The sequence below is a fragment of the Hymenobacter segetis genome (assembly GCF_054776495.1).
In genome coordinates this window covers 1,208,456-1,219,950 of sequence record NZ_BAAHBV010000001.1, presented here as the reverse complement: position 1 = coordinate 1,219,950, position 11,495 = coordinate 1,208,456, and the positions used below count along the sequence as shown (strand labels likewise).

At 61.7% G+C, this 11,495-nt stretch carries 7 protein-coding genes and 1 pseudogene; 6 read left to right on the top strand and 2 right to left on the bottom strand.

Annotated features, from left to right (window positions below; translation table 11 throughout):
* Positions 1–46 precede the first annotated feature (46 nt).
* On the top strand, positions 47–862 hold the full coding sequence (locus ACYU70_RS05215) for a DUF4097 family beta strand repeat-containing protein (RefSeq protein ID WP_342301054.1): 816 nt from the start codon (positions 47–49) through the stop codon (positions 860–862).
* A gap of 101 nt (positions 863–963) precedes the next feature.
* Here the strand turns inward: ACYU70_RS05215 and ACYU70_RS05210 are convergent, their stop codons facing one another.
* Positions 964–1,236 carry a hypothetical protein gene (locus tag ACYU70_RS05210; RefSeq protein WP_342301055.1) on the bottom strand — a complete coding sequence of 91 codons (273 nt, stop codon included), beginning with the start codon at positions 1,234–1,236 and terminating at the stop codon, positions 964–966.
* A 60-nt stretch (positions 1,237–1,296) separates the two neighbouring features.
* On the opposite strand from ACYU70_RS05210, the gene ACYU70_RS05205 reads away from it, so the two are divergent.
* The 3 genes and pseudogenes from ACYU70_RS05205 to ACYU70_RS05195 all read left to right on the top strand — a co-directional run.
* The gene (locus tag ACYU70_RS05205; protein WP_460615910.1) at positions 1,297–2,457 is read left to right on the top strand and encodes a hypothetical protein; all 1,161 of its coding nucleotides are present in this window, start codon (positions 1,297–1,299) and stop codon (positions 2,455–2,457) included.
* A gap of 167 nt (positions 2,458–2,624) precedes the next feature.
* Positions 2,625–4,412: a urocanate hydratase gene (hutU, locus tag ACYU70_RS05200; protein ID WP_342301058.1), complete on the top strand. Its 1,788-nt coding sequence runs from the start codon at positions 2,625–2,627 to the stop codon at positions 4,410–4,412.
* A 255-nt stretch (positions 4,413–4,667) separates the two neighbouring features.
* A pseudogene (locus tag ACYU70_RS05195) lies at positions 4,668–5,399 on the top strand (NADPH-dependent F420 reductase); the annotation flags it as partial.
* A gap of 1,078 nt (positions 5,400–6,477) precedes the next feature.
* Here the strand turns inward: ACYU70_RS05195 and ACYU70_RS05190 are convergent.
* Complete coding sequence (locus ACYU70_RS05190; RefSeq protein ID WP_342301059.1) at positions 6,478–7,221, bottom strand: hypothetical protein; 744 nt, start codon at positions 7,219–7,221, stop codon at positions 6,478–6,480.
* 501 nt (positions 7,222–7,722) lie between these two features.
* On the opposite strand from ACYU70_RS05190, the gene ACYU70_RS05185 reads away from it, so the two are divergent.
* Positions 7,723–8,664: a phosphatase PAP2 family protein gene (locus ACYU70_RS05185; protein WP_342301060.1), complete on the top strand. Its 942-nt coding sequence runs from the start codon at positions 7,723–7,725 to the stop codon at positions 8,662–8,664.
* Between the two features lie 163 nt (positions 8,665–8,827).
* Complete coding sequence (locus ACYU70_RS05180; protein ID WP_460615909.1) at positions 8,828–11,467, top strand: glucosidase family protein; 2,640 nt, start codon at positions 8,828–8,830, stop codon at positions 11,465–11,467.
* Positions 11,468–11,495: the final 28 nt, after the last annotated feature.

Genomic DNA, 11,495 nt, shown 5'->3' with positions numbered 1-11,495 from the left:
TGGCCAAGCATCTTCATCTCGTCCCCCAATCTTCATTTCCAAACCGATGAAAAACCTGATTTCTGCACTTGCCCTAGTGTGCGGCACCTTCGCCGCTACCGCCCAAACGGCCCCCGAGCCCCAGTTCAAAACCACCTGCGAAAACAACTCCTGGAATCGGGGCGACAAACTGATGAAAGGCTTCTGCGAAACCCGCGACCTGACCATGAGCGCCCCCGCCGGCCAGCCCCTGAGCGTGAACGCCGACCCCAACGGCGGCATCACCGTCCACGGCTGGGATGGGCCCAACGTCCGCATCCGCGCCCGGGTGCAGGCCTGGGCCAGCAATGAACAAGAGGCCACGGCCCGCGTCAAGCGCATCACCATAGGCACCGCCAACAACACCCTGCGCGCCGCCGACCCCGACAAAGACAAGAACTGGAGCGTGAGCTACGAAATTTTCGTGCCCCGCACCACCGCCCTGACCCTCAACACCGTGAACGGCGGCATCAGCCTCGATAATCTCAACTCGGCCATCACCTTCGAAACCACCAACGGCGGCGTGAACCTCGCCAACCTGGGCGGTCAGGTGAAGGGCGAAACCACCAACGGCGGCGTCAACATCACCCTCACGGGCAGCAAGTGGGACGGCAAAGGCCTGGACGTGAGCACCACCAACGGCGGCATCCACTGGAAACTGCCCCGCGCGTATTCGGCTCGCCTCTTCACCAGCACCAACATGGGCGGCATCCGCACCGAGCTGCCGGTGACCAAATCAGGCATGTTCCACAAGGAAGTGGAGGCCAGCCTGGGCCAGGGCGGTGCCCCGGTGCGTGCCGTGACCACTAACGGCGGCATCAGCGTGGACCAGGAGCGGGACTAGGCGCGGATTCCGAAGGACACAAAAAGCCCGTCATGCTGAATGTAGCCGAAGCAAGACGGGCTTTTTGTGTCCGACCCAACTCTCTTGTTTCGCCAGCTACATCAGCAGCCACAGCTGAAATCGGGGTAATCGCGGTAGAGCGGCGCGGGCGTGTCGTCGAGCCGAATGATGTGGTCGAGCCGGATTTCCTCGCCCGATTTCAGCTGCATGAACTCGACTTTGTCGCGGATGAAAAACGTTTCGATAATGCCGGAGCCGAGGCAGAGCTGGCGCAGGTCGTTAAAGTATTGCAAATCGACGCGGCGGCTCTGGGTAGCGGCGGCTTCCAGCAGGTCGTAGAAATGGCAGTCGATGGGGGTGTAGTCGGGGCTCATGGTTAGGCTACGGGTTGGGTGATTGTGATGTTATTTGCGGGCAACTTTACGCTACCCGTAATGAAAAATTTGCTGACTGCTTTCCTGTTTTCCCCATTGTTGCTCAGTGTGAGGGCTGCGGTAGCGCAGGCCCCGGCCGCACGCGGCGGCAGTGCCCGGCTGACAATCAGTAATCCCGTCAGTATTCCGCTGTTCGCGTCGATAAATAAAGTGCCGCAGCTGGTGTCAGCAGAAGACTCGCTTGACCGCCGGATTTTTGCTCGTAATCGGGTGCGGACAGTGACTGTGGTACGGCAAATCGATGGATTTGGCCCCGACACCAGCGAGCATTTTGAGCTGGACCGGCGTGGCAATAAAATTCGCATCGACCAGGCCCACGGCGGGCAAAGCCGCCTGCAACGCTTCGACAAGCACAGCCGGCAGGTCGAATTGGTGCTCACCGCCGTGCCGTCGTTCCCCGTCAGCACCCGCATTGTGTACGATGCCCAAACGAAGGTGAACACCTCCTACCTCACGGTTCAGAATTCAGCGCCGGTTTTATGGCAGCAGGCGCAGGAGTACCGGCGCGGTGATACCACCGTGACCGAGGCTATTTTTAACCCCATCCCCGGGCTGAAAGCGAACGAGACGCACCGGCTGCTTTCGCTGATGTATCCCACGGGCGGCGATACCCTCCGCCTGGAATCCATTGGCTATAACCAGTCCGATGAGCCTGTTGATTTCTCGGCTATCTACATCATTAGCCGGCACGGAAAAACCATTGAAAATGGGCATATCAACTATTCCCAGCCGCAAGCGGGCGCATTGGCCAAGCCGGTGGTGCCCGCCGCCGTGCTACGGCTGAGCCGGCAGCAGCGCGGGCGCTGCATTCCCGATACCCGCAACGAATACGACCAGCGCGGCCAGCTCATCCAAAGCATTTCCCTGTTTGAGCCCCGCCGTGCCGAGCGCCAGGCGCAACCCGGCGCCGGCTCCCTGATGACCGTTTCCGACAGTCCATTTAGCAGCTTCACCACCCGCTACACCCGCCTGCCGGATGGCCGCGTGAAGCGGCAGGAGCAGCTATTGCAGGTGCAACCGGGAAAGACAGTGGATGAGCGCCTGCTTCGCCCCATTTACACCGAGTATGAGTACGGAGCCAACGGCCTGCTCCTTCGCAAAACCGATAACCGCTCCTATAATCAACTCAACGTGTATGAGGTGAAATACACGTACTACTAGCCGCCCGGCTGCTGTAAAAAGCGGCCATAGTAACGGCATTAGCTAGCCGGGAAGCGGTAATAATTGGTCGGTGAGAAAATGCCGGGTGGAAAAACTGCGGTTGGGGAGCAGCGCTGCTACTCGGCACTTTCCTATCTTCGCCGCACCACCCAAATCCCCCAATTCCCATGTCTTCTTTCACCCCCGCCGAAATCGCCACGCCCGAGCTAAACCTCGAAGCCAACTCCCTTTCCACTGCCACCGGCGCACCTGCACCAAAGCACGACGGCAAGCGCCCGATGTTCTACGAGTTCAAGCCCGAAGAAACCGTGAAAGCGGCCCACGGCACCACGCTCCGCTGCAAAACTTGGGAAGCCGAAGCCGCCCTGCGCATGCTGGAAAACAACCTCGACCCCGCAGTTTCGCTGGTTTATGACGAGCTAATCGTGTACGGCGGTGCCGGCCGCGCCGCCCGCAACTGGAAGGAATACCAAACCATCGTCAAAACCCTCAAGGAGCTGGAAGCCGACGAAACCATGCTCGTGCAGTCGGGCAAGGCCGTGGGCGTGCTCAAAACTTGGCCCCACGCCCCGCGCGTGCTTATTGCTAACTCCAACCTCGTGCCCGCCTGGAGCACCCAGGAATACTTCGACGAGCTCGACAAAATGGGCCTGATGATGTACGGCCAGATGACGGCCGGCTCTTGGATTTACATCGCCACCCAGGGCATTTTGCAGGGCACGTATGAGACATTTGCCGCCATGGCCGACCAGCATTTTGGCGGCAGCCTGCGCGGCACTATCACCCTCACGGCCGGCCTGGGCGGCATGAGCGGCGCGCAGCCCCTGGCCGTGACCATGAACGACGGCGTCTGCCTTGTCATCGAGCCCATCGACGAGCGGGTGAAGCAGAAAGTGCGCGAAGGCTACGTAGACGAGCAGGCCCGCGACCTCACCCACGCCCTGGAGCTGTGCGAACGCGCCAAAGCCGACGGCAAAGGCTGGTCCGTGGGCCTCACCGGCAACGCCGCCACCATCCTGCCCCGCCTGCTGGAATTAGGCTTCAACGCCGAAATCGTGACCGACCAAACCTCGGCCCACGACCTGATGGACTACATCCCCGAAGGCGAAATAGGGGAGGTGCTGGCCCTGCGCGAAGCCAACCCCGACGAGTTCAAACGCCAAGCCCTGGCGTCCATCGTGAAGCATGTCGAGGCCATTCTGGAGATGCAGAAGCGCGGCACCATCGCCGTAGACTACGGCAACAACCTGCGCGGCCAGGCCGAAAAAGGCGGCCTGAACGTGCGCGACGAAAACGGTCATTTCCTGTATCCCGGCTTCGTGCCTGGCTATATCCGCCCGCTCTTCTGCGAGGGCAAAGGACCCTTCCGCTGGGCCGCCCTATCGGGCGACCCGCAGGACATTCTGCGCATCGACCGCGCCCTGCTCGAAACCTTCCCCGACAACAAGCTCCTGGCCCGCTGGATTGAAAAGGCCCAGGCCAAAGTGCCCTTCATCGGCCTGCCGGCCCGCGTGTGCTGGCTCGGCTACGGCGAGCGCGAGAAGTTCGGCCTCGTCATCAACGACCTCGTGGCGCGGGGCGAAGTCTCGGCTCCCATCGTCATCGGCCGCGACCACCTCGACTGCGGCTCCGTGGCCTCGCCCAACCGCGAAACCGAAGGCATGAAGGACGGCTCCGATGCCGTGGCCGACTGGCCCCTGCTCAACGCCCTGGCCAACTGCGCCAGCGGCGCCGACTGGGTGAGCCTGCACAACGGCGGCGGCGTGGGCATCGGCAACTCCACCCACTCCGGCATGGTGATAGTAGCGACAGGAACCCCCGAAAAAGCCGAACGCCTGCGCCGCGTCCTCACCACCGACCCCGGCATGGGCATCTTCCGCCACGCCGATGCCGGCTACGAGCTGGCCCAGGACGTAGCCCGCGAGCGCGGCGCGAAGATTCCGGGGCTGAAGTAGGAGCGGGGAATTATCGACGGGAGGAAAAGCCTGTCATCCTGAGCGCAGCGAAGGACCTTATCACGCAAGAGCAAGTAGTTCAGACGTGATAAGGTCCTTCGCTGCGCTCAGGATGACAGGCTCTTCGCCTTTCTAGTCGGCTTCAACTGTCGCGTCCGCTCCAGCAAACGCCCACCGAAAAAAAGCAAACTCGCCCCCGAAACTGTTAAGCTACCTGCGGCCGCAAATCGCTACCGCCCCACACGCTTAAACTTTCGCAGTATGAACATTGGAATCATCGGAGCCGGCCACATCGGCAGCGCCCTCGCCGTGCGGCTCACCAGCCTCGGCCACTCGGTTAAAATCGCCAACTCGCGCGGCCCCGAAACCCTGGGCGACGTAGCCCAGAAAACCGGCGCTACCCCCGTCACGGCCGAAGAAGCCGCCAAGGGCGCTGACCTCATCGTGGTCACCATCCCGCTGAAAAACATCCCCGACCTGCCCAAAGACCTGTTCGCCGGCGTGCCCGCCGACGTGCCCGTAATCGACACGAGTAACTACTACCCCATGCTGCGCGACGGCAAAATTGCCGAGCTCGAAACCGGCGACCTCACCGAAAGCGAGTGGGTGCAGCAGCACCTGGGCCGTCCGGTGGTGAAGGTGTTCAACAACATCTACGCCGACCACCTCCAAAACAAGGGTGTACCCGCTGGCACGCCCGGCCGCATTGCCCTGCCCGTGGCCGGCGACGAGCCCGCCGCCAAGCAGAAAGTAATGGCCCTGGTAGAAGAGCTGGGCTTCGACGCTGTGGACGACGGCACCCTGCACGAGTCGTGGCGGCAGCAGCCCGGCACCCCGTCCTACGGGGCCGACCTGCCCGCCGACAAGCTGCGCGAGCATTTCGCCAGCCTGGGCACGAAGCGCACCGAGGCCCAGCACGCCGAGTACTTGGCCAACCACGCCAAGACGGAAGCAGCTATGGCCGCCCAAGGCATCCAGCTGAAATAGCCCCCTGCCAAATAACCGGCCAACCCAAAACGCCATGCCCCGGCAACGCCCGGCATGGCGTTTTTTTGTGCCCAATGCAATAGCCCCGGCAGCTACCAGCAGCATTTTGCTACCCCGGCCCGCCTTTCGCCCGTTCCCAGTAGCTGCTTCTTGAGATACTGGTGTAGCTTGCGCCGCACCAGTATCATTGACTGTTGTTAAATTTTGCTGTACTGAAGCCGGCTGTGAGTTAGCCCAGCGTAGGGCGTGCAAAGGCCAGCCCAACTTTACGCTATGCTTCCTTCGATTCAACTACGGATTCTGGTTTTGGTTCTCTCGTTCGGGCTATCAGCTTGCTCGAAGCGCGAACCCGAAATCCCAGTTGGTTTCACTCTGCGCCATGTCGTTTTTAAACAGGATGACCACCGCCCTTGGCCATCTTGTACACTTAAATTGTATGTGCCGGTAGAGTATGATACTTTAATTAACTTGGATTGACAGGTCAGATAATTCAGAATCAGACCAACTAAAATATAGGTTTACAAATTCAAGAGGGTGTCTGTTAAAAGAAAGCGGTTGGATTAAAAAAGCCGGCAGTTATTGTCAGGATACGCTGGATAGATTAACAATTCAACCTCATATAGCCTACGACAGCCGCTTGTGGACCACGTCGGAATTAGCTAAAATAGCCCGTGATATTGACACACGCGACAGCATGATTTGCCCTGCAAAATCGGTGTGGAGAATAAACCGAAGAGAGATAATCAATAGATGCGACTTTGCCATCAGCAGCCGTATAGGGCCGGGGCATTTGTTTTGTGAACCATACGAACAACTCACGGCTACGACGGAATTCCGGCAAGCTCACATATGGTGGCGTATTGCATTTGTATTTGAACGCAAAAACAATGACAGTCGCAATTTTGAAAAACGTGCCTACACTATTTTGAAGTCAGTTAGAATTGATACACTAACGAATAATTAGTAAGTTTCATCTCAGTGCAGGAGCCTATGGGCAATCTGCTTTACAACCCAACATAACCAAAAACGGCCCCGCTGCACACGCAGCGGGGCCGTCCCTTTTCCATCCCAACCAAACCTACCCCGCCTTCACATCCCCCGCGCCGCCGTTCTCTTTCCGAATCCGCTTGAGCAGCGTCGCCATCGAAAACGTCTTCGCCTTCTTCGGCTGCTTTTCCTTATACATCAGCGCGCCCGTGCCCAGCACGTCCACCACGTACTCCCAGAGGGCGTTGCCGGCCTTGATGTTCTCATCCGTGAGTTCGAGGGCCGCGTTCTGGTTGGTGTTCTGGTCCGTGTTGAAGGCGCCGAGCTGCTTGCGCGCATCCACGAGGGCCTGCGTGTCGTCAGTGGTGTGGCCCTGGGTGGTGAGGGCCGCCAGGTTGGCCGGCTGTTGCACCAGTTGCAGCAAGTGGCCCAGCGCCCCATCGAGGCCTTCCATGTCGCGGGTCGAGATTTCGGAGCGCACCTTGCCCAGCCCGAAATCGGCGGCGCTGGCCGTGAGCCCGCCCTTTTTGGTCGCCCGCTTCAGGCGCAGGTCCAGGTAGTTGAGCGGGTCGCGCAGGCTTTTCGCCACCTGCGCCATGGTTTTGGTCACGTCCTTATCGGTGGCCCGATGCACGCCCGTAGGCACCAGCTCCGCGAAGTCCGCCTTCCGGGCATCCCAGCCCTTGAGGTAGTCCTTATCGGCATAGTCGGGCGAAGCCTTGCCGAATTCGTCCTGATTGGTTTTGAACATGGCGCTCACCATGTCGTTGAGAGGTCCCAGCTCTTCGAGCCGGCACCGAAACAGCCGCGCTGTCTCTGAGGTAGTTTTTGACATTCTTCCACTGGTAGTTAACAGCTACGCCTGTGTAGCGTAACCGCCTTAAATGTAGTGGAATAAAAACCAAGCCCTGCGCCCTTGCCACCCCCCGTTTTTGCCCCGCAAATCCCTTGTCACACCATGTAAATGCCCGCATACGCCCCGCGAACCCATTTATACACCCCGCAAACCGCTGCATAGACCCCGCGAACCGCCGCATAGGCCCCGCAAATCGTCGCATACGGCCCGCAAACCGCTTTATAGGCCCCGCAAACCGCCGCATACGACCCGCAAACCGCTCCATAGGCCCTGTTTTTCGTGTTTGCCATGTTGCGCGTATTTGCCATGTTTTAGAAATTCGGCATGTTTTGAAGCCGCCGCAACGGGCGCGCCGCGCGCCGTAGCGCGAACTTTTAGTTCGCTTCCCCGCGCCGCTCGCTCGTTCTGGTACGCGAACTAAAAGTTCGCGCTACGGCACCCCAACTCCGAAACCCACCATTTCCGCCCCACCTTCGCCCCATGAAGCATTGCCCGCCGCTGCTGCTCGCCGGGGCCTTGTGGCTGAGCGCCGGCCCCGCCGCCCGCGCCCAGCAGGCCCCCTCGCCCTACACCACCCGCTTCGCCGTGGAAGCCCCCCTCACGGCCGGGCTGCTGGGCCTCAGCGGCACCGGGCTGCTGCTGGTGCAGCACAAGCGCACCGCCACCGATGCCGACCTGGCCGCCCTCGACCCCGCCAATATCCCGGCCATCGACCGGTTTTCGGCCGGCCGGTTCAGCCCCCGCGCCCAGCTCATCAGCGACGGTTTTTGCTACGGCACCCTGGCGCTGGTGCCCGCCCTGCTGGCCTTCCAGCCCAACGTGCACGGCCGCTACGGGCAGGTGGCCGGCCTCTACCTCGAAACCATGAGCAGCACCGCCGCCCTCTTCACCCTCACCGTGGGGACGGTGTACCGCTACCGTCCCTACCTCTACGGCCCCGAGGGCGGCGAGCTGCGCCACGGCCCCGTCGCCACCGATTCGTTTTTTGGCGGGCACACCGCCCACACGGCCACCGCCACCTTCTTCGCCGCCCAGGTTTTTCACGATTTCAACCCCGGCTCCAAAGCCGAGCCCTACGTGTGGGGCGTGGCCGCCGCCGCGCCCGCCGTGGTAGCCTACTTCCGCATCCGGGCTGGCAAGCACTTCCTCACCGATAACCTCGTGGGCTACGCCGTGGGGGCCACCGTGGGTGTAGTAGTGCCCCGCCTGCACCGCAACGACACGGTTTTCGACCCCGCCAATGTGCCCCCGCAGCGCTTCACCGATTCGGCCGTGGGTGTGGGGGTAGGGGCGGCGGTGGGCCTCGTGGCGCTGCATTTTTATAAGAAGCTGCATGGCACGGGTATATCCATGGTGCCCGTGCAGGGGCTGAATCTGAACGGCTACGCGTACGGCGGCATCCGGCTGACGCGGGCGCTGTAGCGCGGACTGTTAGTCCGCGAGTGGTAGCTGCCAGATGCGGACTAAAAGTCCGCGCTACATGGCCCCTCGCCCGCCTAATCCCGTAAGCCCAATTTCCCGCTAACCACGCCAGCAGCGCCCGCGCCGCGTTTTTCGCGCTTGGCCCTGCTCGCCCCGACCCGCTATGCAAGAACAAATACGATTGGCCGAAGCCCGCGCCAAAACCACCGACTGGAAGCAATTTGGCCCCTACCTCACCGAGCGCCAGTGGGGCACCGTGCGCGAAGACTACAGCGCCAACGGCGACGCCTGGAACTACATCACCCACGACCACGCCCGCGCCTACGCCTACCGCTGGGGCGAGGAAGGCCTCGGCGGCCTGAGTGACGACCAGCAGCGCCTCTGCTTCGCCATCGGCCTCTGGAACGGCCACGACAACCAGCTCAAGGAGCGCCTTTTCGGCCTCACCAACGGCCAGGGCAACCACGGCGAGGACGTAAAAGAGCAGTACTACTACCTCGACAGCACCCCCACGCACTCCTACATGCGGATGCTGTACAAGTACCCGCAAGCCGCTTTTCCCTACGAAGAATTGCGGGCCGAAAATGCCGCCCGCACCCGCCAGGACCCCGAATTCGAACTCTTCGACACCGGCATCTTCGCCGAAAGCCGCTACTTCGACGTCTTCATCGAATACGCCAAAGCCGGCCCCCAGGACATCCTCGTCCAGCTCACCATCCACAACCGCGGCCCCGAAGCCGCCCCGCTCACGGTGCTGCCCCAGCTCTGGTTTCGCAACACCTGGACGCTGGGCTACGACGACCACCGCCCCGAAATCCGCCGCACCCAGCCCGATGCCATGGCAGCCGAGCATCAGGACCTGGGCCGCTTCCAGCTCTATTGCGACCAGCCCGCCGAACTGCTTTTCTGCGAAAACGAAACCAGCCCCACGCTCTTCGGCAAGAAGCGCAAGAAGAAGAACAAGGCCGGCCGCTACTTCAAAGACGGCATCAACGAATACATAGTTGAAGGCCAGAAAACTGCCGTAAACCCCGCCCAGCACGGCACCAAGGCCGCCGCCCGCTACCAATTCATGGTAGCCCCCGGCCAGCCCCAAACCGTGCGCCTGCGCCTCAGCCAGCCCGAGCACGCCGAACCGTTTGCCGATTTCGACCACCTCTTCAATACCCGCCGCTTCGAGGCCGACGAGTTCTACGACTGCATCCAGGAAGGCCTCACCAACGCCGACGCCCGCAACGTGCAGCGCCAGGCCTTCGCCGGCATGCTTTGGAGCAAGCAGTATTATTACTACGACGTCAGCCAGTGGCTCGACGGCGACCCCGCCCGCGCCACGCCGCCCGCCGAGCGCCTCGAAGGCCGCAACTCCACCTGGCGGCACCTGCACAATGCCGACATCGTTTCGATGCCCGACAAGTGGGAGTACCCTTGGTACGCCGCCTGGGACCTGGCCTTCCACTGCCTGCCGCTGGCCATGGTCGATGCCGATTTTGCTAAGCAGCAGCTCCGCCTGCTCTGCCAGGACGGCTACCTGCACCCCAACGGCCAGATGCCCGCCTACGAGTGGAAATTCGAGGACGTGAACGCGCCCGTGCACGCCTGGGCCACCTGGCGCGTGTACCAGATGGACCGCAAGCTGCACGAGGGCCAGGGCGACACCGCCTTCCTCGAAGCCGTGTTCCAGAAGCTGGTCATGACCTTCACCTGGTGGGTAAACCGCAAGGACCGCGACGAGCGCAACATCTTCGAAGGCGGCTTCCTGGGCATGGACAACATCGGCGTGTTCGACCGCTCATCCCCGCTGCCTACCGGCGGCAAAATCGAGCAATCTGACGGCACCAGCTGGATGGCCATGTTCGCCCTCAACCTCATGCGCATTGCCCTGGAGCTGGCCCGCACCACGCCCGTCTACCAGGAAATGGCTACCAAGTTCTTCGAGCATTTCCTCTACATCGCCGAGGCCATGACGCGCGGGGGAGGCGGCCATTTCAACCTTTGGGACGAGGAGGATAAGTTCTACTACGACGTCCTCCACGCCCCCGACGACTCGCGCACCCGTCTGCGCATCCGCTCCATGGTCGGCCTCATCCCGCTCTTCGCGGTCGAAGTCATTGACGATGAATTACTCGCCACCGTGCCCGAATTCCACGCCCGCGCCCTGGCCCTCATCAAGCGCCGCCCGCGCCTGGCCGAGCTGGTGAGCCGTTGGGAAGAGCCCGGCCAGGCAACCCGCCACCTCATGGGCCTCATGCGCCGCAAGCGCCTGCGCAGCGTCCTCACCCGCATGCTTGATGAGACCGAATTCCTCTCCGAATTCGGCATCCGCTCGCTCTCCCGCTACCATCTCGATAACCCTTATCACTACCACACCGACGAGGACAGCTTCTCGGTGTCCTACGTGGCGGGCGAAGCGGAATCGGACATGTTCGGCGGCAATTCCAACTGGCGCGGCCCGGTCTGGTTCCCGGTCAATTACCTGATTATCGAGTCGCTCCAGCGCTACCACACCTACTACGGCGACGCCTTTACGATAGAATATCCCACCGGCTCGGGCCAGCTGCACACGCTGGCGCAGGTGGCCGATGCGCTGTCGGGCCGCCTCGCCCGCCTCTTCCTGAAGGATGAAAACGGCCGCCGCCCGGCGATGGGCGATACTGAAATCCACCAGACCGACCCGCACTTTCAGGACAACCTGCTCTTCCACGAATACTTCCACGGCGACGACGGACACGGCCTCGGCGCCAGCCACCAAACCGGCTGGACCGGCCTGGTGGTGCGCCTGCTGCACAAGGCGGATGCGAAGTAGCGCGGATTTTGTAGTCCGCGAGTCGAAC